Annotated in this window: 24 protein-coding genes; 5 read left to right on the top strand and 19 right to left on the bottom strand. The window is 65.8% G+C overall.

What is annotated here, in order from left to right; translation table 11 throughout:
- Positions 1 to 71: 71 nt before the first annotated feature.
- The 6 genes from ABQE93_RS14415 to ABQE93_RS14390 form a co-directional block, all read right to left on the bottom strand.
- The gene (locus ABQE93_RS14415; protein WP_448408416.1) at positions 72 to 875 is read right to left on the bottom strand and encodes an acyl-CoA thioesterase; all 804 of its coding nucleotides are present in this window, start codon (positions 873 to 875) and stop codon (positions 72 to 74) included.
- The gene (locus tag ABQE93_RS14410) at positions 872 to 2,092 is read right to left on the bottom strand and encodes a CoA transferase (RefSeq protein ID WP_448408417.1); all 1,221 of its coding nucleotides are present in this window, start codon (positions 2,090 to 2,092) and stop codon (positions 872 to 874) included. Before ABQE93_RS14410 ends, ABQE93_RS14415 begins: the two co-directional genes overlap by 4 nt.
- 19 nt (positions 2,093 to 2,111) lie before the next feature.
- Entirely contained in the window at positions 2,112 to 2,852 is a 741-nt protein-coding gene (locus ABQE93_RS14405; protein WP_448408709.1) for an HAD-IIA family hydrolase, read from the bottom strand.
- Positions 2,853 to 2,913: 61 nt separating this feature from the next.
- The gene (locus ABQE93_RS14400) at positions 2,914 to 3,258 is read right to left on the bottom strand and encodes a heme-binding protein (protein ID WP_448408418.1); all 345 of its coding nucleotides are present in this window, start codon (positions 3,256 to 3,258) and stop codon (positions 2,914 to 2,916) included.
- A gap of 38 nt (positions 3,259 to 3,296) precedes the next feature.
- Positions 3,297 to 3,599 (bottom strand): hypothetical protein, encoded by a 303-nt coding sequence (locus ABQE93_RS14395; protein ID WP_448408419.1) that lies wholly within the window; start codon positions 3,597 to 3,599, stop codon positions 3,297 to 3,299.
- Positions 3,600 to 3,681: 82 nt separating this feature from the next.
- Complete coding sequence (locus tag ABQE93_RS14390; protein WP_448408420.1) at positions 3,682 to 4,470, bottom strand: spirocyclase AveC family protein; 789 nt, start codon at positions 4,468 to 4,470, stop codon at positions 3,682 to 3,684.
- Positions 4,471 to 4,674: 204 nt separating this feature from the next.
- Here ABQE93_RS14390 and ABQE93_RS14385 point away from each other — a divergent pair, with 204 nt between their 5' ends.
- The gene (locus tag ABQE93_RS14385) at positions 4,675 to 5,313 is read left to right on the top strand and encodes a TetR/AcrR family transcriptional regulator (RefSeq protein ID WP_448408421.1); all 639 of its coding nucleotides are present in this window, start codon (positions 4,675 to 4,677) and stop codon (positions 5,311 to 5,313) included.
- On the opposite strand, the gene ABQE93_RS14380 is transcribed toward ABQE93_RS14385, so the two are convergent.
- From ABQE93_RS14380 to ABQE93_RS14335, 10 genes are all read right to left on the bottom strand, one after another.
- Positions 5,310 to 6,188, bottom strand: coding sequence for a mycofactocin-coupled SDR family oxidoreductase (locus ABQE93_RS14380; RefSeq protein WP_448408422.1), 879 nt, complete (start codon positions 6,186 to 6,188; stop codon positions 5,310 to 5,312). The genes ABQE93_RS14385 and ABQE93_RS14380 overlap by 4 nt on opposite strands.
- Before the next feature lie 106 nt (positions 6,189 to 6,294).
- Entirely contained in the window at positions 6,295 to 7,563 is a 1,269-nt protein-coding gene (locus ABQE93_RS14375) for a cytochrome P450 (protein WP_448408423.1), read from the bottom strand.
- The gene (locus tag ABQE93_RS14370) at positions 7,560 to 8,471 is read right to left on the bottom strand and encodes an SDR family NAD(P)-dependent oxidoreductase (protein WP_448408425.1); all 912 of its coding nucleotides are present in this window, start codon (positions 8,469 to 8,471) and stop codon (positions 7,560 to 7,562) included. Before ABQE93_RS14370 ends, ABQE93_RS14375 begins: the two co-directional genes overlap by 4 nt.
- A 67-nt stretch (positions 8,472 to 8,538) precedes the next feature.
- Entirely contained in the window at positions 8,539 to 9,774 is a 1,236-nt protein-coding gene (locus ABQE93_RS14365; RefSeq protein ID WP_448408426.1) for a cytochrome P450, read from the bottom strand.
- Between the two features lie 9 nt (positions 9,775 to 9,783).
- Positions 9,784 to 11,262 carry an aldehyde dehydrogenase family protein gene (locus ABQE93_RS14360; RefSeq protein ID WP_448408427.1) on the bottom strand — a complete coding sequence of 493 codons (1,479 nt, stop codon included), beginning with the start codon at positions 11,260 to 11,262 and terminating at the stop codon, positions 9,784 to 9,786.
- Positions 11,255 to 12,133 (bottom strand): SDR family oxidoreductase, encoded by an 879-nt coding sequence (locus ABQE93_RS14355; protein ID WP_448412409.1) that lies wholly within the window; start codon positions 12,131 to 12,133, stop codon positions 11,255 to 11,257. The genes ABQE93_RS14360 and ABQE93_RS14355 overlap by 8 nt, the downstream gene beginning before the upstream one ends.
- Before the next feature lie 7 nt (positions 12,134 to 12,140).
- Complete coding sequence (locus tag ABQE93_RS14350) at positions 12,141 to 13,286, bottom strand: spirocyclase AveC family protein (RefSeq protein WP_448408429.1); 1,146 nt, start codon at positions 13,284 to 13,286, stop codon at positions 12,141 to 12,143.
- Between the two features lie 3 nt (positions 13,287 to 13,289).
- Entirely contained in the window at positions 13,290 to 14,402 is a 1,113-nt protein-coding gene (locus ABQE93_RS14345; protein ID WP_448408430.1) for an ABC transporter substrate-binding protein, read from the bottom strand.
- Positions 14,403 to 14,464: 62 nt separating this feature from the next.
- On the bottom strand, positions 14,465 to 15,271 hold the full coding sequence (locus tag ABQE93_RS14340) for a CbbQ/NirQ/NorQ/GpvN family protein (protein WP_448408431.1): 807 nt from the start codon (positions 15,269 to 15,271) through the stop codon (positions 14,465 to 14,467).
- Between the two features lie 35 nt (positions 15,272 to 15,306).
- Complete coding sequence (locus ABQE93_RS14335; protein ID WP_448408433.1) at positions 15,307 to 17,058, bottom strand: nitric oxide reductase activation protein NorD; 1,752 nt, start codon at positions 17,056 to 17,058, stop codon at positions 15,307 to 15,309.
- Positions 17,059 to 17,128: 70 nt separating this feature from the next.
- Here ABQE93_RS14335 and ABQE93_RS14330 point away from each other — a divergent pair, with 70 nt between their 5' ends.
- A complete protein-coding gene (locus ABQE93_RS14330) occupies positions 17,129 to 18,070 on the top strand; it encodes an SDR family NAD(P)-dependent oxidoreductase (protein WP_448408711.1) in 942 nt (313 codons plus the stop codon).
- Positions 18,071 to 18,073: 3 nt separating this feature from the next.
- On the opposite strand, the gene ABQE93_RS14325 is transcribed toward ABQE93_RS14330, so the two are convergent.
- Positions 18,074 to 19,186, bottom strand: coding sequence for an ABC transporter substrate-binding protein (locus tag ABQE93_RS14325; protein WP_448408434.1), 1,113 nt, complete (start codon positions 19,184 to 19,186; stop codon positions 18,074 to 18,076).
- Between the two features lie 100 nt (positions 19,187 to 19,286).
- Here ABQE93_RS14325 and ABQE93_RS14320 point away from each other — a divergent pair, with 100 nt between their 5' ends.
- The 3 genes from ABQE93_RS14320 (at position 19,287) to ABQE93_RS14310 (ending at position 21,891) form a co-directional block, all read left to right on the top strand.
- Complete coding sequence (locus tag ABQE93_RS14320; protein ID WP_448408712.1) at positions 19,287 to 19,934, top strand: nitroreductase family protein; 648 nt, start codon at positions 19,287 to 19,289, stop codon at positions 19,932 to 19,934.
- Positions 19,931 to 20,464 (top strand): nuclear transport factor 2 family protein, encoded by a 534-nt coding sequence (locus tag ABQE93_RS14315; protein WP_448408435.1) that lies wholly within the window; start codon positions 19,931 to 19,933, stop codon positions 20,462 to 20,464. Before ABQE93_RS14320 ends, ABQE93_RS14315 begins: the two co-directional genes overlap by 4 nt.
- A gap of 149 nt (positions 20,465 to 20,613) precedes the next feature.
- Entirely contained in the window at positions 20,614 to 21,891 is a 1,278-nt protein-coding gene (locus ABQE93_RS14310) for a TetR/AcrR family transcriptional regulator (protein WP_448408436.1), read from the top strand.
- 86 nt (positions 21,892 to 21,977) lie between these two features.
- Here the strand turns inward: ABQE93_RS14310 and ABQE93_RS14305 are convergent, their stop codons facing one another.
- Together ABQE93_RS14305 and ABQE93_RS14300 are read right to left on the bottom strand one after the other, a co-directional pair.
- Complete coding sequence (locus ABQE93_RS14305; protein WP_448408437.1) at positions 21,978 to 23,174, bottom strand: cytochrome P450; 1,197 nt, start codon at positions 23,172 to 23,174, stop codon at positions 21,978 to 21,980.
- The gene (locus ABQE93_RS14300) at positions 23,171 to 24,160 is read right to left on the bottom strand and encodes an LLM class flavin-dependent oxidoreductase (RefSeq protein ID WP_448408438.1); all 990 of its coding nucleotides are present in this window, start codon (positions 24,158 to 24,160) and stop codon (positions 23,171 to 23,173) included. The genes ABQE93_RS14305 and ABQE93_RS14300 overlap by 4 nt, the downstream gene beginning before the upstream one ends.
- Positions 24,161 to 24,165: the final 5 nt, after the last annotated feature.

Below are 24,165 nucleotides of genomic sequence, written 5' to 3'. Positions count from 1 at the left end.
CGTTTGGGTGGGAAAGTGCGAGTAGCACTCGCCGAAACGTCGATCTCGGCGCAAGTAAGACGCGGGTCAGGCTAGCCCCGATCGGCGATGAGGCCCTCCTGAGCCAGCGTCGCCGCGATGACACCGTCGGCGCGGATCAAACTTCCGGTGACCACCCCGCGTCCCCGCGCGGCGGCCGGTGACGTCGTCTCGAGCAGATTCCACTCGTCGGCGCGCACCGAGCGGTGAAACCAGATCGAGGAATCCGTTGTGCCGCTTCGATGGGTGCGCGCTGCCATCGAATGACCGTGCACCTGCAGCGCCGGGTCGATCATGTACACATCGGTTACGTAGACGGCCAGCAGCGTGTGTAACAGCGGCTCATCGGGCAGCACAGCCGTTGTGCGCCACCATAATCGACGCACAAACTGATCACCCGCACCCTCGTCGGCGATCCTGATGTCGAGTTCGTCGAGCGGCATCGACGGCGCGGGTCCGGCGGGCCCGGTGCACGGCAGCGCCGAAGGATCTTGCGGCGTCGATGGCCGCTGACCATGTTGCGGGCCGGGCAGTTCGGTCGCGAACGACACCGTCGCCGTCGTCAACAACCGACCATCCTGATGCGATTCGACCCGGCGCGCCGAGGCGGTCCGGCCGTCGAACACCCGTGTCAGGCGGTACTCGACCTCGTCACCGGCCTCCCCGCCGCGCAGGAACTGCAGATGCATGTTGGTGGGCAACCGATCGGCCTCGACGGTGCGGCACGCCGCCGCCAGGCTCTGCGCGACGAACTGCCCACCGTACGCGCGTTTTCCGGCCGGCCCGCTCGCTGCACCGATCCACGAGTCCACGCCGGGACCCGGCCGCACCTCGAGCAACTCGAGCAGCTTGCTCATTGGACGTGACCCGTTGCCACAGCACGGGATTCGACCAACGCTGACACCTCGTCGGTGCTCATCGCCAACCACTCAGTGAGCACTGCGGTGGTGTCGTCGCCGAGCGCCGGCGCGGCGGTCGCGGGCGGATACGCGCCGCCGATCGAGATCGGTAACCCGGGCGCGAGATACTCCCCGATGCGCGGCTGATCCAGCGGCGTGAACAACGGGTTGGCCGTTACCTTCTCCTCGGTGACGGCCTCGGCGAAGGTGCGATACCGCTCCCACAACACCGATGACGCCGACAGTGCCGCGGTGATCTCGTCGGCGGTGTGCGAGGCGAACCACTCACCGAACAACCCCGAGAGCGCATCGCGATGCTCATAGCGCTGCCCCTCGTCGTTGAAGTCTGCGCCGAGGGTGTCAGCCAGTGCAGCAACGGCTTTCGTGGTGCCGGTCAACTCGGTCAGATCGCGGAAGTGCCGTGCGGTGAGCGCAACCACCATGAACGACACCCCGTCGCTGCTCGAAAAGTCCTGGCCGTACTGGCCGTACACCGAGTTGCCGATCCGCTGGCGGCTGGTGCCATTGACCATGGCCTCGGTGAAGAAGCTCAGATTTCCCGCTGTCGCCAACGCGACGTTCTCCAGCGGGATGCTGATCCGCTGGCCTTGTCCGGTCGCGTCGCGGTGGCGCAGCGCGGTGACGACGGCCAGCGCCGCATAGATCCCGCACGACACGTCCCAGGCCGGCAGCACGTGGTTGACCGGGGTGCCCAGTTCGGCCGGGCCGGTCGCCAACGGGAACCCGATCCCGGCGTTGACGGTGTAGTCGACGCCGGTGCCGCCGTCGGCGCGGCCGGACACCTCGACGTGGATCAGGTCCGGGCGCAGCGCCGCCAGCGTGTCATACGAATGCCATTCGCGACCCGCGACATTCGTCAACAAGATGCCGCTGTCGGCGATCAACCGCTGCACCAACCGCTGCCCGTCCTGCGAACGCATATCGGCGGCCACCGAACGCTTGCCTTTGTTCAGGCCCGCCCAGTAGATGCTTTCGCCGTCGCCGGTGACCGGCCACCGGCGGTAGTCCGCCGCGCCGCCGATCGGATCGACGCGAACCACCTCGGCACCGAGTTGGGCCAGCGTCATTCCGGCCAGCGGCACCGCGACGAAGCTGGAGATCTCGACAACGCGCACCCCGGCAAGCGGGCGCACAGCATCAGCAGGAGCAGTCACCCGGCCAAGCTATCAAGTGTCAAACCAACTCGACTGCCTCGGCAATCGACGGCAGTACCCGGCTCGGCCGGAAGGGATAGCGCTCGACCTCATCGGGTGTCGTCGACCCGGTCAGCACCAGGATGGTCTCCAACCCGGCTTCGATCCCGGCGACGACGTCGGTGTCCATCCGGTCACCGACCATCACGGTGCTCTCGGAGTGCGCCTGGATCCGGTTCAGCGCGCTGCGGAACATCATCGGGTTCGGCTTGCCGACGAAGTAGGGCTCACGGCCGGTGGCCTTGGTGATCATCGCGGCGACGGATCCGGTGGCCGGCAGCGGCCCCTCCGCCGAAGGCCCGGTGACGTCGGGGTTGGTGGCGATGAACCGGGACCCGGCCAGGATCAACCGGATGGCCCTGGTGATCGCGGTGAACGAGTACGTGCGGGTCTCGCCGAGCACGACGAAGTCGGGTTCCATGTCGGTGAGCGTGTACCCGACCTCGTGCAGCGCCGTGGTCAGACCCGCCTCACCGATGACGTAGGCTGACCCGCCGGGCAACTGGTCGTTGAGGAACGCGGCGGTGGCCAACGCCGACGTCCAGATCGCGTTCTCCGGCACCGTCAGCCCCGACCGCACCAGCCGCGCCGACAAATCGCGCGGCGTGAAGATCGAGTTGTTGGTCAGCACCAGAAACGGCCGCTCGCGATCCATCAGGCGTTGCAGGAACTCGGCCGCGCCCGGTAACGCGTGCTCTTCGCGGACCAGCACACCGTCCATGTCGGTGAGCCAGCACTTCGGTGGGATGCGCACCCGCTCAGTCTGTCAGTTCTTGGTGTCGTTAACCCATCGACATGTCGGGTAACGGCGCGTCACAGCGCTCCCGGAAGTCGGCAGCAGCCTGCCTTACTGCCCGAAGCTCGTCGCGCACCTGTGGATTGGCGTCCAGGTACGCCTTGATCTCCTCCGCCATCTGATCTCTGGGCTTGCCCTTGAGACCGGTGAAGAACGCGTTGACATCCGGATGGGTGAACAGATACGACGACGTGCCCGCGGAAACGCCTGCCATGACACCGGATAAATCGGCGGCCGTACAGTTCTGCGGATCGGCACTGGCGCTCGCCACGGTACCGAGGAGCATCGCGCCTGCGACCATGCCGGCGCCTAAGACACTGCGAGAGAACATTTGAAACTCCTTGCTGGAAATGGACTTTCGGAATCACCTCAGCGGGGCCCGGGCCGGCCCGGACGCCCGATGTCGATGGGCGGACGCGGCGGATCCGGGTTGATGATCACGTCGAGTCCCCAGTCGTCGCTGCAATACCACGGGTCGGCGCAGTAGCCGGGATAGACGGGGCCGGCCACCGGCGCATCCGGCCCCCCGCCGCGTACCGACCCCTGCGCACACACTGTCGCCGCACCCGCATCCGTGCAATCGGCGTACGCCGCGGGTGCACCCGCGAACAGTGTGACGCCCAGCGCTGTCGACGCCACTCCCAAAAACAGATAACGCAGAGAAATTCTCACGCGGGTCCTCCTTTCATGCGTGAAAGGATCCACATATCGCAGATTACGGTGCCGTTCACCCGAGCAGGAGCTAATCGGACGGCTATCTCGGCTGGTTCGGTACCCCGGGAAAAAGCTGTTCTGACGGTCCTGAGGTCACGTACCCGGCGAGCTTGGTCACGAGATGCGGCGCGAACACCGCGCCGTAGACCGCGTGGCCGACGACGACGGCCGCGATCACGGAGACGACGGTCGACTGCAGGCGGGTCTTGGACACCTTGTCCGCCAACATGTCGATGACGTTGCGGCCTTCGGAGTCGGTACGGCCCAGCAGGTAGGTGAAGACCATCATCTGCACACCCATCGCGAGCGCGTCGTACAGCGGGTACTGAAACTTGCTGCCCTCGAACAGCCCGAGCCCGGGAATGATGTAGCCGTAGTAGAAGACACCGAGCCGGGGGCCGAAGAACCCGTTGAACAACAGGGCCCAGCAGAACCCGACGATCAGCCCCACGACCAACAGGGTTTGCGGTGCGCGCCAGTTGAAGCGACGGATGATCCGCCGCCCGAGCGCCGCGCCGATCACGGCGGGCAGCACGAAGTAGGCGATGTAGCCGATCGGTACGGCCGACGGCAGACCGCCGCCCCACGTCATGTTCAGCGGCCACCACGACGGCATGCGCGGCAGCGCCGGCGGGAATTGTGCGTATACCGCCCAGTCGTAGGGCGCCTCGATCCACGAGAACGAAATGGCGGAGATGGAGACCAGCAGCAGCGGGTGCAGGCGCCCGCGCCTGATGCTCAGGAACACCCCGTAGGCAAGAAACAGCACGCCGCCGATGTAGGCGAACGACAGACCGGCGATCAGGGCCGGCGTCAGCTCGGTGTTCATCGGTGGTCCTCGTTGGCGTTGCCGCGAGCTTCGGGATCGAAGTAGATCACCAGCCCGAAAATCAAGATGATCAGCCCGAACAGTGTTCCGAGCATGATGAGTTGACCCATGCGTAATAGTGGACACTATTACTTAGGTTTGGTCAAGGACGTTATCGTTGATGTCGTCAGCCGCTCTCAGCGCGGTCCCAGAAAGTGAGAAACCGTGTCCCAGCGGCGTTCAGCCAAAAAACAGGCCCCCAGGCGCCCCCGGGGCGAGGCCCGCAGGCTGCTGCTCGACGCCGCCCGCGAGTTGTTCGCGCGTCGCGACTACCGCACGACGACGACCCGCGAGATCGCTGAAGCCGCCGGCGTCACCGAGTACCTGCTGTTCCGCCACTTCGGCTCCAAGGCTGGGCTGTTCCGCGAGGCTCTGGTCCTGCCGTTCACCGACTTCGTCGACGACTTCGGCAAGACCTGGCAGGCCGTCATTCCCGATAAGACCACCGAAGAGGAACTGACCCGGCAATTCGTCGGCGAACTCTACGACGTGCTCGTCGAACACCGGGGCCTATTGCTGACGCTGGTCGCCTCCGACGGGCTCAGCGACGACGAGATCAAAAGCGCGGGCATCGCCGACATCCGACGCGCCCTCACGCTGCTCGGCCAGATCAGCGCGGAGGGGATGCAACTACGCGGAATGCATTCGGGCCAACCGGATCTGCCCGCCCATTCGACGGTCGCGATGATCGTCGGCATGGTCGCCTTGCGCTCGACCTTCTTCGGCAACCGGCCGCCGCCGCGGGAGGTGATCGTCGACGAGCTGGTGCAAGCGATCCTGCACGGCTTCCTGCACCGGCCTTAACCGCCCGGTCCGTTGGGCCACTTCAGCAGTGAGCCGGCGTCGACGCGGATGTGCTGTCCGGTGATGTAGCGGCTGTCGTCACTGGCCAGGAACACCCCGAGGTTGGCCATGTCCTCCGGTTCGATGTACGGGATCGGCATCGCCTGAAAGAGCGTGAACAGCGGTTCGGCGTCCTCGCGGGTCGGCGTCTTGCCCTCGGCTTTGAGGTCGGGCCGAAACACACCGTACATGCCCTCGTTCTGCAGCAGGTGGGTGTTGCAGTTGGTCGGGTGGATGGCGTTGATGCGAACCATCCTGGGCGCCAGGTGAAGACACATCTCGTCGACGTACTCCATCACGATGCGCTTGCTCCATCCGTAACCGGCGCCGCCCGGGCCCATGTCGGGGCTCGTGGTGGTGCCGCGGATCATCCCTGCGGTCGAGCCGGTGACGATGATCGACGCGCCGTCGGGCAGATGCGGAATCGCCACCGCTACCGTGTTCATCACGCCCACCAGGTCGACGTCGGAGGCGTCGACGAACCCCATCGGATCGGGGTTGCCCATCGCCATCGGCAGGATGCCGGCGTTGGCGACGACGATGTCGATCCTGCCGAGATCCGCCACGCCCACTTCCATCGCCTCACGCAGTTCGTGGCGCTCGCGCACGTCGGCCACCCGCGCGACGACGCGCCTGCCGAGTTCCTTGATCGACCGTTCGGTCTCGGCGAGGTCCTCGGGTGTCGCGAGCGGATAGGGGTTGGACGGGATGTCGCGGCAGATGTCGACCGCGATGATGTCGGCGCCTTCCTTGGCCATCGCGATAGCGTGCGCGCGACCCTGACCGCGCGCCGCACCGGTGATGAAAGCGACCTTGCCGGCGAGCTTTCCGGTCATGCGCTACTCCCTTTCTTCTGCCGAGCAGACACTAAATCGCAGTTTTCGCGGTACTTTTGTGCGAGTTTGCGTCTGCTCGCGGGTATCAGTATTAACACGGGCAGGTCTAGCCGGTCGGCGTGAACGTGATGTGCAGTTCACTGAGCCCGCGCATGATGAACGTCGGCTCGTAGGTGAAGTTGCGGTCGTCCGGCGGGCCGTGGTGCTCGGTGGAGATCGTGATGTCGGTCATCCGGTCGAGGATCCTGTTCAACGAGATCCGCCCTTCGGCGCGTGCCAACGGCGCACCGGGGCAGGAATGGACGCCGCGGATGAACGCGATCTGCTCCCGCACATTCGGCCGGTCCACCCGGAACGTGTCGGGGTCGGCGAACTTTCGTTCATCGCGGTTGCACGCACCGGGAAGCAGCATGACAGTGGTGCCCGCGGGTACCTCGACGTCACCGATCTTCGTGGTAGTGCGTGCCATCCGGAAGTGGGACTTGACCGGGCTTTCCATCCGCAGAGTCTCCTCGAGGAACGCCGGGATCTTGCTGCGGTCCTCGCGCAGTTGCTTCTCGAATCCCGGATTGTCAGCCATGAACCACACGGCCGAACTGACCAGCTTCGTCGTCGTCTCGGTGCCGGCGGCGAACAGGAACGTCGAGAGGTTCATGACGTCCTCGATCTCAGGCGTCGACCCGTCTTCATGTTTGGCCTGCGCCAGTTCCGTCAGCACATCCTGACGCGGCGCACGCCTGCGGTCCTCGATGTAGGAGTAGAACTTGTCGTTGAGCCACTCCAGCGGGTTGTGCGACGTCGGCGCCTCCTTACCCAATTCGCCGACCGTTTCCAGCGCGAAGACCTCCTTGAACTCCTCGTGGTCCTCGATAGGCACACCGAGAAGATCGGCGATGACCAGCAGCGAGAACGGTTTGGCGTAAGCGGCCAAGAACTCGCAGCCGCCCTTCTCGAGGAAGGTGTCGAGTTGCTGGTCGGCCAACCGCCACATGAAGTCTTCGTTCTCCTTCAGGCGCTTGGGCGTGATGAGTTTGTTCAGCAGACCCCGCGTGCGGGTGTGCAGCGGCGGATCCTGCGACGTGATGTGTTCAGCCATCGGCACCGCGCCACGGTGTTGCTCGATCAATTCCGAGACGTCGTCAGACTCGCCTGGGCCGAACGGCATCCCGGAGAACGGTCCGGCCACCGAGACGCAGGACGAGAAGCTCAGGTCCTTGTACACCGCCAGCGCCTCTTCATATCCGGTGACGGCCAAGATGTTGAACGGTGTCGCCTGCACCACAGGGCATTTGGATCGCAGATAGTCGAAATAGGGGTACGGGTCGGGGACGAGGTTTTCGTCGGTGAAGAAGTCGACGGTCTCGAAATCGGTCACAAAACACTCCTGGTTGCTTCGGTCACGTAGGCGTCGTTGACGTTCATGATCTGGTCGAGGTTGTCGGCGATGTCCTCGGCGCTCAGCGACGACTTCCAAATGCCCTGGGTGCGCACGACCGCCAGCCGCGACACACCGCCCATCCCAGCCATCAGCACTTCGCCGGTGAGCTCACACGACTCGTGGGCCAGGAAAGCCGCTGCGGGAGAGCACAGTTCAGGTGGCATGCTGGCGTTGATCTCGGCCATCGCGTCCTCGGACAGGCTGAACTGCTCGGCCAGCTGCCGTCCCTGCGATGCCGACATCCGCGTGTAGGCGCGCGGCGCCAGCGCGTTCACGCCGATGCCGTGGGCGGCGCCTTCGGTGGCCAGGTTGCGGGTCAGTCCCCAGATCGCGCCCTTGGCCGCCCCGTAGCTGGTCAGTTCCGGGATGCCGCCGAGCATGGCCTCCGAAACGGTGTTGACGATGCGGCCGCGGCCCGCGTCGCGCAGGTGCGGCCACGCCGCCCGCGACAGGAAAAACGTTCCGAAGAAATGAACGTCGAGCATCGCGCGGGTCCGCTCGGTCGACAGCGTCTCGAACAGATCCGGGTCGTGGACGCCGGCGTTGTTGATCACCGCGTCGATCCGGCCGAATGCGTCGAGGGCGGTCGAAACGATCGCCGCGGCCCCGGCCTCCTCGGCGACCGAGGCGCTGCATGCCACCGCTTTGCCGCCGGACTGCGCGATCTCGGCGACGACGTCGTCGGCCGGTCCTGACGAACTCGCGCTCCCGTCGATCTCGGCTCCGTTGTCGGCGACGACGACGCGGGCGCCCCTTGCGGCCAGGAGCAAGGCGTGGCTGCGGCCGACACCCCGGCCGGCGCCGGTGACGACGACCACCTTGTCATCGAAGCGCAGTTCGGTCATTCACATCTCCTGGTTACTGATGCGAGCAGACGTCGAAACCCCCAACAATGTGCTGTATAGGGGGTTTTCACGACTGCTCGTCACGGCGAGGGTTCGCGTCGAAGACGATCGGCACCGATGTCGGTGACCGAAATACCTGACCGCGGATGTAGGGGTCGTCGGCAGCAGGATCCATCCGCAGGTTGGGCAGGCGGTCCAGCAGCAGGTTGAGCGCCACCCGCATCTCCAGCCGCGCCAGATGCATGCCGAGGCAGACGTGTACGCCGTAGCCCCAGCCAATGTTGGCTTTGGCTTCGCGGAGGATGTCGAACTGGTCGGGGTGCTGGAAGCGTTCCTCTTGCCGGTTGGCTGCGCCCAGTACCGGCATCACCGAGGAGCCCTCGGGAATGTGCACTCCGCCGAGTTCGGTGTCGCAGGTAGCTACTCGGGTGATCATCATCAGCGGCGGCTCCCAGCGCACGGCTTCCTCGATCGCCTGCGGTATCAACGATCGGTCGGCTCGAAGCGCCTGCAGCTGTTCGGAATTGGTGAGCAACCCGAACAAGAGATTACCCAATGACCGGTACGTGGTTTCGACCCCCGCGGGTAGAAGCAGCCGCAGGAACGAGAAGATCTCCTCGTCGGACAGCTTCTCACCGTCGATCTCGGCGGCTGCCAGCCCGCTGATCAGATCGTCGCGGGGGTCTTGACGACGGGCGGCAAGGATCGGGGTGAAGTACTCGGCCAGCGCCTGGGAGGCTTCGCGGCCGCGTTCGGGGTTGATGGTGAACGACAGTAGCGAGATGGACCACTTCTGGAACTGCGCGTAATCGTCCTGCGGCAGCCCCAACAGCCCGGCGATGATCAACGTGGGGTACGGGAAGTTGAATTCCTTGACCAGGTCGGCGCTGCCCCGGTCGGCGAACCGGTCGATCAGCGCGTTGCCGATCTTGGTCACCAACGTGTCTTCCCACCGGGCCAGGGCTTTTTGCGAGAACGCCTTGGCCACCAGCGCTCGATGCCTGCCGTGCACGGGCTCGTCCATACCGAGCATCACATGCTTGCCGAACACGTCGCCGAACGCCTGGATGATGATCGACGACGAGAACGTCTCGTTGTCGCGCAGCATCTGCTGGGCTTCCTCGTAGCGGTACACCATGACGATGGGCTTACCCTCTTGCCCTGGAATGCCGGGGATCTCGATCTTCTGGACCGGCTCCTCGCGCCGCAGCCTCGCCAGTTCGGTGTGGGGATCACGCACATCGCCCGACACGAAGTCGTCGAATTCGCCGAAGTCCTCGAGGTCGTCAAACAACAGTTGCATGTCTTCTTCCTAGGAACCGGCTGGATAGGCGACAGACTTGATCTCGGTGTACTGGTCGAACCCGGCGACACCGTTCTGGCGTCCGATGCCGCTGGCCTTGTATCCGCCGAACGGGGTGTCGGCGCCGTAGCCGGCGGTGCCGTTCAAACCGATGAAGCCGGCCCGTAGTCGTTTGGCCACCGAAAGCGCACGATCCAGCGTTCCGGCCATGACGTTGCCGGCCAGGCCGTACGGGCTGTCGTTGGCGATCCGCACCGCGTCGTCCTCGTCGTCGAACGGGATCACGGCAAGCACGGGTCCGAAGATCTCCTCCTGCGCGATGGTCATCGAGTTGTCGACGTCGGTGAAAAGCGTTGGCTTGACGAAGAATCCCTTGTCCATACCATCGGGGGTCTCGGCTCCCCCGACGAGCAGGGTCGCGCCCTCCTCGACACCCTTGTGGATGTATCCGCGGATACGGCCGCGCTGTTTGTCGGAGATCACCGGGCCGCACAGCGTGCCGGGGTCCTGCGGATCGCCGGCGGTGACGCCTTCGTAGATGCCCTTCAGGATCTCTACGCCTTCGTCGTAGCGCGAGCGCGGTAACAGCAACCGGGTGGGGTTGGCGCAGCCCTGGCCCGCGTGCATGCACGGCGCGATGCCCATCATGCAGCCGACCGCGAAGTCCGCGTCCTCGAGCACGATGGTCGCCGACTTGCCACCGAGTTCCAGAAAGAGCCGCTTCATCGTCGCGGCACCCTTTTCCATGATCCGTTGCCCGACGACGGTGGATCCGGTGAACGAGATCAGGTCCACTTTCGGCGACAGCGTGAGTTCCTCGCCGACGAAGTGGTCCGATGCGGTGACGACGTTCACGACGCCCGGTGGGATGTCGGTGTTCTCCGCGATGAGCCGGCCCAGCCGGGTGGCGTTGTACGGCGTGTTCGGCGCCGGTTTGAGCACGACGGTGTTTCCGGTCCCGAGCGCCTGACCGATCTTCTGAATAGAGACCTCGAACGGAAAGTTCCACGGCACGATCGCCCCGACCACGCCGACGGGCTCACGCCAGACTTTGCGGGTGGTGTTCACCCCGGTGACCGACACCAGCGCATCACCCAGCGAAGTCTCCCAGGGGTATTCGTCGATCAACCGGGCCGGATACCGCAACGCATCGGACAACGGCGCATCCAGCTGCGGCCCGTGGGTGATCGCCCGCGGGCAACCGACCTCGAGGATGAGCTCCTCGCGCAGTTCTTCCTGCTCCGATTCCAGCGCCTCCTGCAACTGCAACAGGCACCGCTGGCGCAACGCATGGTTGGTCGCCCAGTCGGTTTCGTCGAAGGCGCGACGCGCGGCGTCGATGGCGCGATGCATATCGGCCTTCGACGCGTCGGCCACCTCGCCGAGCACCTCTTCGGTCGCCGGGTTGATGTTGGTGAAGGTGCCGGCCTCACCGTCGACGAGCTTGCCGTCGATCATCATCTTCGATTCGAAACGAACGTCAGCCATGGTCTCTACTTCCTCGGAGCGCGCCGAAGCGCGGGATGCCCATCATCAGCCGGATCATCTGGTGCAGTGCAGCAGACGGCACTACCCGGTTGGCGATCAACAACATTCGTGCGTCGGGCCCCACCGATTTCTTGACGAACGGTTTCGAGCTGTCGAGCGCCTTGGCCAGGCCCGCCGCGAACTTCTCCGGCGATCGTGCGGCCATCCGCATCGCGGCCCGCCCCCGCTTGTCCATCGTGGCGTGGTGCGGGGCGTAGGGCCCGTCGAGATCGCGGCAGTCGGTGGTTCCCGCGTCGGTGATGATCTCGGTGTCGTAGGTGCCGGTCACCAGGATCGTCACCCCGATGCCGAACGGCGCCACCTCGGCCGCCATCGACTCACCCCAGCGCTCCAACGCGCCTTTGACGGCCGAATACGGTGCGGTCGCGGGCATTCCGCGCACACCGCCCTGACTCGACACCAGCACGATGCGACCGCGACCGGCCTCACGCATGGACGGCAACAACGCCTTGGTGAACGCAACCGGCCCGAAGATGTTGGTCGCGAACATCTGCTCCCACAAGCTGACCGGGGTCTCTTCGACCATCCCGGCCGCGGAGATTCCGGCGTTGTGCACCAGCGCGTACGGTGCGCCGACGGCCTCGTCGATCGCCTTCGCGGCGGCGGTGATCGACGCGGCATCGGTGAGGTCGAGGGTCACGCCGATCAGGTTCGGATCGTCCGGCGCCGCACCCGTCGCCTCACGCAGGCGTTGCATCCCGGCGTCGATGGACCGCATGGCCGCGACGACGCGCCAGCCCTGCCGGTACAGGTGCGATGCGGACGCGAGCCCGAGGCCCCTGGAGGCACCCGTGATGACTACGCTGCGCAAGGCCCCGTCACCCACTTTGGTTTTCCGGTGCGCACCGGTCACTCTTGGAGCCCAGTTCGACGTCCGGGCGCCCGTCGGGTTGCCCGCTCATCCAGGTCGACATGATCCCGACCGAGTACGGGCCCTCTTGACCGTTCGCCTCGTAAAAGCCTTGCGGGTCATAGACCTTGACCTCCGGGTACGGCCACGGGCAGGCCACCGAGGTGGAGATCTTGGTGGCCTTCACGATCGCGAACAGCCCGCCGTAGCAGAAGTAGGCGACGTTGAGGATCACGAACATCACGACGAACGTGCCCAGCCTGGGTCTGCTGGCGAAGATCCGCGCGCGCTGGGCGAGTTTCTCCGCGACGGATTTACCCGTGTCGTCACGGTAGAGCAGCACGCCGGCGGGGATCATCACGAACGTCACCGCCACCACTTCCCAGATCAGCGGGAACTGATGGGGTTCGCCGGCGAAGATCGACGCCCACGGCGGCACCTGCGAGTAGATGTACATGCCCGTGCGCACTAGCGTGATCTCGAGTGCTGCGTCGACGATCACCCCGATCGGGAAGATGATGGCCGCCAAGCTGATCAGCGGGTGACGCCACACGAACGATCCGACAGGCCGGCGTGCCTGTAGTTTGCGAAGAATCCAGATGGCCGGGAAGTACGGCCCGAGATAGAACATCACGTAACCGAGAACCACGAACGGCTCGACCGTGGGCGACAGCGACACCAGCGGCCAGTCCTCGGGAAGGTGCGCCAGTTCCGGGTTGTAGACCGCGAACGGCGACCAGTTCATGATCGGGTCCTGCCACACGATCAGCGAGGTCACCAGAGCCATCAACAGTGTGGGGTTGTGGGGATTGCGCCGCCAGTGCACCACCCACAGGGTGATGATGACAACCATCGTGACGATGGTGAAGGTCTCGAGGATCACCACCCAGGTCGACGTGCTCCACCCGAACAGCACCTCCACAGGCCGCGGCGCCCCCTCGACGTCCGGGTTGGCGATCCGGGGGGACCCGGGACCTTTGCGGGCGTTGACGCCGAAGAACACCGCCACGGCCAGCAGGGCGGCCACCGAGATCGACGGGCCGACCCAGGAGCGTTTCGGCAGCTCGTCGGCCGGCTGCGTGGTGGTTTCGGCCTTCGGGGTTTCGGTAGTCATCGGTTACTCCTCACCGAAGCGGTCGACGAGATGGGAGTTGACCCCGTCGGCGTCCAGTCGTCGGGCCACCAGATATCCGGCGCCCATCCAGGCGCGGCGCGTCCAGTTTCCGAAGGACACGCGGGTGCCCGGCGCCCCGGCGGCAGCGGGCAGCATCTTGACGCGTTCCAGCGCTTCCTTCACGCCTCGCGGGCTCAGCGGGTGGGCATCCGCGCATGCCCGCAGCAGTGCGGTGGCGACGTCGCAGTTCACCACGGGCACACAGTATTCCGGCCGGCGGCCGAACTTCTCCTGGTACTTGTCGAGGAACCGCTGACCAACGGGGTTGCCCTCGTCGTACTGGTCGACACCGGTCCATCCCATGAACGCGTTCCACATGATCGGGTTGACCCACGCGTTCTGGAAGGCCGTGCTGGTGAACCTGGGCGGATCCCAACCGAGCTCTTCGAGGGCCGGGTTGACGAAGACGATGCCGAAGCCGAAACCGGCGTGCACGACGGCCTGCGCCTTGGCTTCGTGCAGGGTGCGCACCGCTTCCGAGACGTCCTGTGCCGTCTGCGCGATCGCCGCCTCGGCGACAATCCGTATTCCCTTGCGGCGGCAGGCGCTTCGGAAGTTCTTCACATAGGTCTCGCCGACCAGCGACTGCTCCATGAGCACCCCCACCTCAGTGTGGCCGCCCTTGGCCAACAGGTCCGCCCAGAAGATCGGCTCGTCGGTCAGCGACCCTTGCGGAAACGAGAAGGTCCACTCCCCCAACCAGGCGTCGCTGCCGGTGACGCTGAGGGCGGGAACCCGGAACCGCTCCTCGATGGCCTCCCGCGTGGGCACGCAGTTGTCGGTGATGTGCGGGCCGAACACCGCGAGACAGCCCTCGTCGACCAGTTCGCCGTACGCGTCGATCACCGCCTTGACCGAACCCTTCGGAAGCCCCTCGACCTCCTTGTAGATGATCTGGATCGGCCGGTCGATCACACCGTTTTCGACCGCGTCGGCGAATACCAGCTCGAACGGATTGGACAGGTCTTCCTTCATCTCCTGCGGATACGCCTCGGGCAGCTTGAAGTCCATGAGGTACCCGAACTTGATCGGTTCCGCGGTGCTCTCGTAGGACATGCAACCTCCGTCGGTAGTCGACCTAATATTTGTTCAGACAGTAGCGATGGCGGCCACCGGGGTCAATCGTTCGGCGACCGGTCGAGCAGGTAGGCGTCGATCATCTCGATCAAGCCGCGGGTCACGTTCGGGTCGTCGGTGAGCGGGCCGGCGATCGCCGCCCGCGCCGCGTCCCGTGGCGTGAGCCCCTCGGAGATCAGCCGGCCTGCCGCGATCAGCACTCGCGTGGAGGCGACCTCGCGGAGTCCCCCGGTCTCCAGCCGTCGGATCGCCTGTCCGAGCCGTACGAGCTCGGCGGCGCGGTCATGGTCGACGGCCGCTTCGTTGGCCACGATCTTCTCTTCCACATCGGGTGTCGGAAAGCCGAATTCGATCGCGACCATCCGTTGGCGCGTCGAGTCTTTGAGGTCTTTGAGCACGCTTTGATAGCCCGGGTTGTACGAGACGACCAGGCAGAAGCCCGGTGCCGCGTCCAGCGTGACGCCCAGTCGCTCGATCGGCAGTTGGCGCCGGTGATCTGCCAGCGGATGCAGTACGACGGTGGTGTCCTGGCGGGCCTCGACGACCTCGTCCAGATAGCAGATCGCGCCGTCGCGGACTGCGCGGGTCAATGGCCCGTCAACCCACTCGGTGTCGCCGCCGCGCAGCAGGAACCGGCCGACGAGATCGGCGGTGGTCAGGTCGTCGTGGCAGGAGACGGTGACCAGTGGCCGGTCCAGATCGTGTGCCATCGCCTCGACGAAGCGCGTTTTACCGCATCCGGTCGGACCCTTCAGGGCAATCGAGAGACCCTGCTGGTAGGCCGCCTTGAACACCTGTTCCTCGTTGGCGACGGGCACGTAATACGGGCGCGGCGGCTTTACCTGCATGCTTTCCCTTCGCTCTCACTCGGGTTCTACGGACCCTAGCGCGGAACAGATGTTTGGTTCAAGCTTTTGGGGCGGTCGACGCGCCGACGCAGGTCGGCAGTGCGCAACGCCGCGCGGAACAACGGGCCGACCACATCGGCCAGCTGCGTGGGTTTCGGGATGGACGCGTGCGCAGCGCTGCCGAACACTCTGGCCAGTTCACCGGAATCGGTGGCGGCGCCGATTGTCAGGCACAGGCAGCCGATACCTTCCCGGCGGGCCTCCCCCAGCGCTCGTCGCACATCGGCCGCCCCGTACAGCCGTTCGTAGCCGTGGTCGTAGGCCAAACCGTCGGACAGGACGACGAGCAGGCGGCGGGAGGTGCCCGCCTTCTCCGTCATCACCGCCGTGCCGTGGCGGATGGCCGCGCCGAGCCGCGAGTAGGCGCCCGGGGTCAGACTGCTCAGGCGCCGCATCACCATCGCGTCGAAGTGGTCCTCGAACCGCTTGACCGGCAGCAGGTGCACGGCTGAACGTCCCTGCGACTGGAACGCGTACAGCGCCACGCGGTCTCCGAGTTCGTGCAGCGCAATCGTCAGCGCAGCGGCGGCCGCGCGCTGCTGCTCGTGCACGGTCTGCCCGAAGGTTCCCGCCTCCGAGGCGGAACCCGAGACATCGAGCAGGATCAGGACCGCCAGATCACGGCGTCTGCGCAAGCTGTCGAGGTATACGGCCTCGTCGGGCGTCGAACCGGCCAACGTTTCCACCCGCGCCTCCACCGCGGCGTCGACGTCGATATCGTCGCCTTGGGTCTGCCGGTGGCATCGGTCCAGTCCGATGCCGAGCCGGGTCAGCGGTCGCCTCAGCGCGTGCACGTCTGGCCGTGCCAGCACGGGCCCCTTCTCGATCGGGGGATCGATTTCCTGCACCGTGCACCAGTCCGGCCGGTAGCAGCGGCGGCCGAAGTCCCACTCCGGATACGTGCGCCCCTCGTCTGCGGAGCGCTGCACGCTGTCGGCGTCCGCAGCACCGGCCGCCGTGGAGGTCACCGCGCCGACTCCGCGAATACCCCTGTGGGAGCGATGGGTTGGCGTATCGGCACCCGGCGTGCCACCCTCGGACAGTTTGCGTACGCTGCGCATCATCCGCTTCAGCAGCCTGCCGAGTGCCCCGCCGCCGCCGACAGGGCTCGAGAATGGGTCGAACACGTCTTCGGTGTCGGCGCTGTCGTCACCGTCGTCATCGAGGTCGGCAAGCGCTTTGTTCGCCTCACGGCGCGCGGCGTGTCCGCTGACCGACTCTGCCTGTGCGACAGCAGCGCGCGCCGCCAATAGTTTCTGGGCCCTGATCACGCCGAAGTCTGCGGGCGGATCAGCGATGTCACGCTGGGCTCCAGCGACCTTGAGCGACCTGACCGCCGAATCGGCCCGCGCCGCCATGTCGAGGTCAAGCAGTGAATGGATACCGAACGGCAGCAGATCGTCGTTCGTCGACAGTGCCCGCTGGCCTTCGACCGCGAGATACCGCCGGGCCAGTGCGGGGCGCCGGACGAGCCTGCGCACCACGTCGGGCTCCAGGCCGCCGCTGGCCAGCAGCGACGCCTGCACCGCGACCGACTGGAGTTGGCTGGGCGCACTCGCCGTGGGGTCGATGTACACCGTGATGCCGTCGGTCCAGGCCGCCTCGCCCGGCGCTGTCGGCGCGACGGCCACTGTGCGGCCGGCGAGCGCGGAGGCCAGCAACGCCAGGCGCTTGGGGTTACCGGCGTCTTCGCCGGCCGCGCTGTCGTCGGGCACGTTCCCTGCCACCCCGTTCGTTGACCAAATATCTGTTCCAACGTAAAGTCCGGCAGCACCGCAGTCAATGACCGGAGGTCTGATGATCGATTTCGCCGGCCAAGTTGCCGTGGTCACAGGGGCGGGACGCGGTCTCGGGCGCGTCTACGCGCTCGAGTTGGCAAGGCGCGGTGCGTCCGTCGTGGTCAACGACCGCGGCGGGAGCATGGGCGGCGATGGCGAGGACGCTACGGTCGCCGACCGCGTCGTCGACCAGGTCACCGCCTCGGGCGGTGTGGCCGTCGCATCCCATGACTCGGTGGACAGCCCTGCCGGTGGCGAGGCGATTGTGCGGACCGCTGTTGACGCGTTCGGTCGGCTCGACGTCGTGGTCAGCAATGCCGGAATCTTCAACGCGACCCCGTTCGACGAGCTCACGCCCGAGGACTGGCGGCGCATGCTCTCGGTCCACCTCGACGGCGCGTTCTACCTCGCGCAGCCCGCCTACCGGGTGATGAAGGCCCAGGGGTACGGCCGGTTCGTGTTCATCGCCTCGTCGGCGGGGATGTTCGGCCAGCATCTGGAGGCGCACTACGCCGCCGCCAAGGCCGGCATTGTCGGCTTGGCCAATGTGATTGCGCTCGAGGGTGATCCGCACGGGATCCGGGCGAACACCGTGCTGCCGTTCGGGTTGTCCCGGATGGTCACCGAGACGCTGGGCGATCCGAAGGTCCTCGAGGAGAACGGCTTTTTCGCCGCGATCCGCCCCGAACTGGTCTCGCCGATCGTGGTGTTTCTGGCCAGCCGGGACTGCGATTTCAGCCATCAGAACTTCTCGGCGTGTGCGGGCCGATTCGCCCGCGTGTTCGTCGGGCTCAGCGACGGTTGGCTGGCGCCGCGCGATGGCCATCTGGATGGCGATCCGACTGCCGACGACATCGCCACGCACCTTGCGGAAGTGACGGCCACAGAACCGTTCACGATCCCCGGGTCGATCTACGACGAGGTGTTCGCGGTGACCCGGCGTCTCGGCGTGGCCGGATGATCGTCACTCTTCGCCGAAGCGGTCCACCAGGTGCGAGTTGACACCATCGGCGTCGAGTCGGCGCGCCACCAGGTAGCCGGCGCCCATCCATCCCCGCCTGGTCCAGTTGCCGAACGACACCCGGGTGCCGGGCGCGCCTGAGGCGGCGGGCAGCATCTTGACCCGTTCGAGCGCCTCCTTGACTCCTCGCGGGCTCAGCGGATGCGCATCGGTCAGCGCGTGCAGGAGGGTGCGGGCGATGTCGCAGTTCACCACGGGCACACACCATTCCGGGCGTCTACCGCAGTGCTGCTGGAACCGGTCGAGAAACAGCTGACCCACCGCGTTGGTTTCGTCGTACTGGTCGACACCGGTCCAACCCATAAACGCGTTCCACATCACCGGGTTGATCCAGGCGTTCTGCCACGCGGTGCCTGCGAACCGCGGCGGATCCCAGTCGAGTTCAGCCAGCGCGGGGTTGACTGAAACGATGCCGAAGCCGAACCCGCAGTGCACGATCGCCTGGGCCTTCGCGTCGTACAGGGTCCGCACGGCTGCGGTGACATCGCGCGCCGTCTGCGCGATAGCGGCCTCGGCGACGATGCGGATACCTTTGCGCTGACAGGCTTTCCGCAAATTACCCAGGTAGGCCTCCCCCACCAGCGACTGCTCGACGAGAACCCCGACGTCGGTGTGTCCGCCCTTGGCCAGCAGGTCGGACCAGAAGATCGGCTCATCATGGTGTGAACCCATCGGAAAGGCGAAGAACCACTCGCTCAGCGCGTCGTCGGATCCGGTGACGCTGAGGGCGGGCACCTTGAACCGATCGACGATCTCGCCGCGGATCGCGACCGCGTTGTCGCCGATGTGCGGGCCGAAGACCGCCAGGCAGCCTTCGTCGACCAACTCACCGTAGGCGTCGATGACCTTCTTCACCGACCCCTTGGGCAGGCCTTCGACCTCGCGGTAGACGATCTCGACGGGTCGGTCGATCAACCCCTGCTCCAGCGCGTCGGCGAACACGATGTCGAACGGAATCGTCAGGTCGTCGCGCCGCTCCTGCGGGTAGTCGTCGGACAGCAGAAAGTCCATCAGGTAGCCGATTCTGATCGGTTCGGCGGTGCTTTCGTAGGACATCTGGCTCCTTGACATGGCGTCGGCGTCGTTGACCAAAAATCTGTTCCGGATTATGGTCGGCGCGAACGCCGAGCACAAGGAGCGCGCCGTGAACCTCGACATGGACATCGACCGGCTCCTGACGTCAACCCGGTCGGCGCGACGATCACTCGACCTCGACGCGCCGGTGGATCGACGCACCGTCGAGGAGTGCCTGCGGATCGGGATGCAGGCCGCCAACGGGTCCAATCAACAGAGCTGGCGCTGGATCGTCGTCGCCGATGAGCAGCTCCGCGCTCGGCTCGCCGGGCTCTACCGCGACGCCTACCTGCAGAGGGTCGGTGGTCAATTGATCGCCGACCTGCTGCCCGCCGATATGCCGGGCGCCAAGATCATGTCGTCCACCGAATGGCTGGTGGAGAACATGGCGAAGGTTCCGCTGCTCGTAATCCCTTGCTATGAACCGTATCTGCCTCGCGTCGACGGCGACGAGTCGTTCTTTCAAGCAACGCTGTACGGCTCGATCTTTCCTGCTGTGTGGAACTTCGCGCTCGCCCTGCACACCCGCGGCTACGGGACCTGCGTGACGACGCTGCACCTGGCTCACGAGGCGGCGGTCCGAGAGACGTTGTCCATACCCGACAGTTACGCGCAGGGCTGTCTATTGCCGGTCGCTCGGTTGCGGCCCGGTGTCACGTTCCGTCCGGCGCCGCGGCGGCCGATAACCGAAGTGGTCGCCGTGGACACCTGGGCGGGGCCGTCGTTGTGAACGCCAGACTGCAGGAGCTCTGCGATCGCGCGGACATCCTCGACTGCATGCAGCGCTACGCTCGCGGGATGGATCGCCGCGACCGCGACCTGCTGCGCTCCGCCTACCACGACAACGGGGTCGACGAACACATCGGTTTCGTGGGCCCGGTCGATGACTTCATCGATTGGGCGTTCGCATACCACCGGACACAGACCCGCTACCAGCACTACCTGTTGAATCACACCGCCGATATCGCGGGCGATCAGGCGCACGCCGAAACCTACTATCTGTTCGTCGGCACCGACCGCGAGCCGCCGAACCATTTGATCGTCAACGGGGGCCGCTACGTCGACCGGCTGGAGCGACGCGACGACCGCTGGGCCATCGTCGCCAGAGTGTGCATCGTCGAGTGGCATACGGAGTCGACGTCGTTGATCACCGACGAGACCATGGGGTTTCTGGCCGACATCATGACCGTCGCCCACGACCGCACCGACACCTCCTACGATCGCCCTCTGACCGTCACCCGCGCCCCTATCGGACCATGACCCCGTTGGGCAGCGCGTCTACCGGCGCATTCGCGGTTGCGCGCACGGTTGCGGCGGTCCCGCTCTGGTAACCTTGACCAAACTTTGGGTCGGTCCGACCAAACCGTTGCACTGGAGCTGAGCTGGGAGGTGTCGTGGGGCGTCCTCGCGTGAAGCCTGACCTCGCGGCACACGCAGGCCACTCCTACGACGACGGCACCCGCAGAACCGAAATCTTACAGACGGCGGCGTCGTTGATCGCCACGTCGGGTCTGCGGACATCACTTCAGGAGATCGCTGACGCCGCCGGCATTCTGCCGGGCAGCCTCTACCACCATTTCGAATCCAAGGAAGCGATCCTTGTCGAGTTGCTTCGGCGTTACCACGACGATCTTGATCGCATCGCCGAACAGGCCCTCAACCGGCTCGATGATCCAGCGCCGCTGTCGGCCTTCGACCGGATCGTGGAGCTGGGCGCGGCGATCGCCCAGTGCGCCGTGACCCACAGCGCGGCGCTGCAGATGACCTTCTACGAGGCCCCGACTTCCAACCCCGAACTCGCCGCGCTGGCCCAGCAGCGCCCGGCGGCGATCCTCGAAGCGATGGTGCAGACGCTGCGGGCCGCACGGTGGAACGGATATCTGCGGCCGGACATCGACCTACCGATCCTCGCCGACCGTATCGTCCAGTCGATGCGCCAGGTCGGACTCGATGTCATCAGGCACAGTGCGGGTGCCGACAAGGCCGCGGCCCTGTTGTGCCGAATCCTGCTGGAGGGGTTGGCGACTGTCCCGCCCGCCGACGCCGATCTCGACCGCTCTGCGGCGTTCATCGCCGCCGACGACGCCGTGAAGTCGTGGATCGAGGAGAAGAACGCCGCGCCGAACGACAAAGCCGCGCACGTACGCGCGGTCGCGCGCGCCGAGTTCGGCCGAAAAGGCTACGAGGTCACCACCATCCGCGATATCGCCTCGGCGGCTGGCCTGGGCACCGGAACGGTGTACCGCTTGATCGGCTCCAAAGAGGAGCTGTTGGCGTCGATCATGCAGTCGTTCGGCGAGAAGGTGGCCGAGGTGGGCTGGACCAACGTGCTGCGTTCCGAGGCGTCGGCGATCGAAAAACTCGACGCGTTGAGCTGGATCCACACCAACGCGCTGGCGCATTTCGGCGACGAGTTCCGGATCCAGCTCGCGTGGATGCGACAGTCGCCACCCGACACACCCAACATCGCGTGGCTGTTCACCAAACGGGTGAGGCAGATGAAATCCCTGCTGTCCGCGGGGGTTCGGTCCGGTGAGATCACCATCGACGGTCCGTCGAACGAGATGTTGGCCCGGATCGTCATCGGCGTCTCGTGGATTCCGGAGAACCTGCTGCATGATCTCGGCACCCGCGCGTCGCAAATCCATGTCCGTGACACGCTTCTGCGCGGGGTCACCGCACGCTAGGAGCACCCCCTCCCAGCGCGAGCAGACATGAAAACCCCCAAATAAGCTTCCATTCGGGGGTTTTCACGTCTGCTCGCGCAAGATGGCTAGCCGACGGTGATCGGCAGCTTGCCCCAGCCCCGTACGCTCGCCGTGTGCGCCATGGCGGCCTCCTGGTAGTCGACGTCCCACTCCGGCCACCGTTTCAGCATCTCCTCGAGGGCGACCCTGGCCTGCATCCGCGCCAGCGACGAGCCGAGGCAGAAGTGCAGGCCCTGGCCGAACGACAGGTGTGATCCGGTGCGGTGGATGTCGAAGCTCTCGCCGTCGGGGTAGCGTCGCTCGTCCCGGTTGGCAGATCCGTTGAGCAACAACATCACCGAACCTTCGGGAATTTTCTGCCCATGGCTTTCGGTGTCGCGCGCGACGTGGCGGGCCTGCACCGGCGACGGCGCCTGATAGCGCAACACCTCCTCGATCGCCCGGGGGATCATCGAGAAGTCGTCGACGAGTTCGCGCCGCTGATCGGGATGCTCGGCGAGCATCTGCGCGATGAAACCGATCAGCCGGGTGGTGGTCTCGTTGCCGGCACCGGCGATCATGCTGGTGTAGGTCAACACCTCGATCCGCGAGAGGGGTCGCAGCTTGCCGTCCTCTTCGACCTCAGCGTTGAGCAGCTGCGTCATCAGATCGTCCGACGGGTGCTCTGCCCGCCATTCGATGTAGTCGGCGAACAGCTGATAGGCGTTCTCGAAGGTGGCCGCCGACACCGCCCGAAAGCTGGCCTCTTTCAGTCCGATCGACGCGTCGGTGTTGTCGCGGATCTGCTGTTGACCCTCCTCCGGAATGCCCAGCAGGTAACCGATGGTGCGCATCGGAATCAGCGCCCCGAAATCGCCGATCACGTCGAAACGCGAAGATCCGGCCAGCGCATCGAGCGCCCGGACACAGAACTGCCGCGTCAGGGGCTCGACGGCCTCCATCCGCCGAGGCGTGAACACCCTCGACAGCACGCGCCGGTAGAGGTCATGAAGTGGCGGGTCCTCGAACAGGATCACCCCCGGCGGGACCTCGACGCCGCTCATGATGACGTCCAGCGTGGTGCCCTTGCCCGATCGGTAGGTGTCCCAGTCGTGCAGCCCCTGGGCGACATCGTCGTAGCGGCTCAACGCGTAGAAGTTGTACTTCTCGTTGTAATAGAGCGGCGCCTCGTCGCGCATCCGCTTCCACACCGGGTACGGATCGTCGTCGATCGCGAAATCGAAGGGGTCGTAGTACAGGTCGACGGTACTCGCGCCGGTCATTTGTTGCTCCCTTTGGTTGTCGTGCGATTCATGACCAATTCGCCGACGCGCTGCAGGTAGGGCCACGCGACGTCGGGCGGTATGCCGCCACACAGCGGCGAGAGGTTGAGGAGTCCACCGTTGCACAGGATTTCGGCCGCCTCGGCAACGTCGATGATCCGGTGCGAGGTGAAGTCGCTGCGCAGTTGTGCGACATCGTCAGCGGCCGAGATCCCAGCCGAGGTGTCGTTACCGGGGTTCCACTCGGCATACATCTGGGCGTCGTGGAGCAGGTGCTCGCCGATCTGGTCCCACGCGGCGTCGACGTCATCGGCGACGAAGGTGACCGTCGGCGTGTCGGGCGGCGGAAGCAGCGTCCCAGCGGGTTCGTGCCCGTAATCACGGCACGCGGCTTCGTAGGCTTCCTGCATACCGGTGACGCTGCCGTTCGCCAGCAGGCCAAGACCGTAGCGCCCGGCGCGCCGCGCCGCCGCCAGGCTCGCACCGCCCCACATCAGCGCCGGCCCGCCGGGAGTGTGTGGCGGCGGCGACACCAGAATGCGCCGGCTGTCGTGAACGACTGCCCGGCCGGTGAGCAGGGTGCGCAGCAGGGCCAGTTTCTCGTCGGCCAAGGCGCCCCGGCGCGACCGGTCGATGCCGAAATGCTCGAACTCCTCCGGCCGGTAGCCGAGCCCAAACACATATGACGCCCGGCCGTTGCTGATGATGTCGAGCACCGCGATGTCTTCGGCCAACCGAACGGGGTCGTAGAACGGCAGGATCACCACCACGTTGAGCATCAGCCGCTCGGTCCGCGCCGCGATGGCCGACGCCAGCATCAGCGGCGCGGGCAGATAGCCGTCCTCGGACCCGTGATGCTCGCACAGCACCGCGGCCAGGCAGCCATGCTGCTCGGCCCACGCCGACATGTCGATCGCCGCCGCATAGAGGTCCCTGCTCGGGGCGCCGAACTCAGGTGCGCGCATATCGAACCGGATCGAGAACACCACAG

The organism is Mycolicibacterium sp. XJ662, assembly GCF_053484035.1.
The sequence above is the reverse complement of the archived record's forward strand: the minus strand, read 5'-3'. Positions and strand labels throughout refer to the sequence as shown.

Excerpts from the sequence above, each read along its gene's own strand:
- ABQE93_RS14360 (WP_448408427.1), bottom strand. The coding sequence starts at position 11,262 with ATGGCTGACGTTCGTTTCGAATCGAAGATGATGATCGACGGCAAGCTC.
- ABQE93_RS14340 (WP_448408431.1), bottom strand. The coding sequence starts at position 15,271 with ATGCAGGTAAAGCCGCCGCGCCCGTATTACGTGCCCGTCGCCAACGAG.
- ABQE93_RS14345 (WP_448408430.1), bottom strand. The coding sequence starts at position 14,402 with ATGTCCTACGAGAGCACCGCGGAACCGATCAAGTTCGGGTACCTCATG.
- ABQE93_RS14365 (WP_448408426.1), bottom strand. The coding sequence starts at position 9,774 with ATGCAACTGTTGTTTGACGACCTCGAGGACTTCGGCGAATTCGACGAC.
- ABQE93_RS14320 (WP_448408712.1), top strand. The coding sequence starts at position 19,287 with ATGGACATCGACCGGCTCCTGACGTCAACCCGGTCGGCGCGACGATCA.
- ABQE93_RS14350 (WP_448408429.1), bottom strand. The coding sequence starts at position 13,286 with ATGACTACCGAAACCCCGAAGGCCGAAACCACCACGCAGCCGGCCGAC.
- ABQE93_RS14380 (WP_448408422.1), bottom strand. The coding sequence starts at position 6,188 with ATGACCGGAAAGCTCGCCGGCAAGGTCGCTTTCATCACCGGTGCGGCG.
- ABQE93_RS14305 (WP_448408437.1), bottom strand. The coding sequence starts at position 23,174 with ATGACCGGCGCGAGTACCGTCGACCTGTACTACGACCCCTTCGATTTC.
- ABQE93_RS14405 (WP_448408709.1), bottom strand. The coding sequence starts at position 2,852 with ATGGACGGTGTGCTGGTCCGCGAAGAGCACGCGTTACCGGGCGCGGCC.
- ABQE93_RS14400 (WP_448408418.1), bottom strand. The coding sequence starts at position 3,258 with ATGTTCTCTCGCAGTGTCTTAGGCGCCGGCATGGTCGCAGGCGCGATG.
- ABQE93_RS14390 (WP_448408420.1), bottom strand. The coding sequence starts at position 4,470 with ATGAACACCGAGCTGACGCCGGCCCTGATCGCCGGTCTGTCGTTCGCC.
- ABQE93_RS14370 (WP_448408425.1), bottom strand. The coding sequence starts at position 8,471 with ATGACCGAACTGCGCTTCGATGACAAGGTGGTCGTCGTCACCGGCGCC.
- ABQE93_RS14330 (WP_448408711.1), top strand. The coding sequence starts at position 17,129 with ATGATCGATTTCGCCGGCCAAGTTGCCGTGGTCACAGGGGCGGGACGC.
- ABQE93_RS14415 (WP_448408416.1), bottom strand. The coding sequence starts at position 875 with ATGAGCAAGCTGCTCGAGTTGCTCGAGGTGCGGCCGGGTCCCGGCGTG.
- ABQE93_RS14325 (WP_448408434.1), bottom strand. The coding sequence starts at position 19,186 with ATGTCCTACGAAAGCACCGCCGAACCGATCAGAATCGGCTACCTGATG.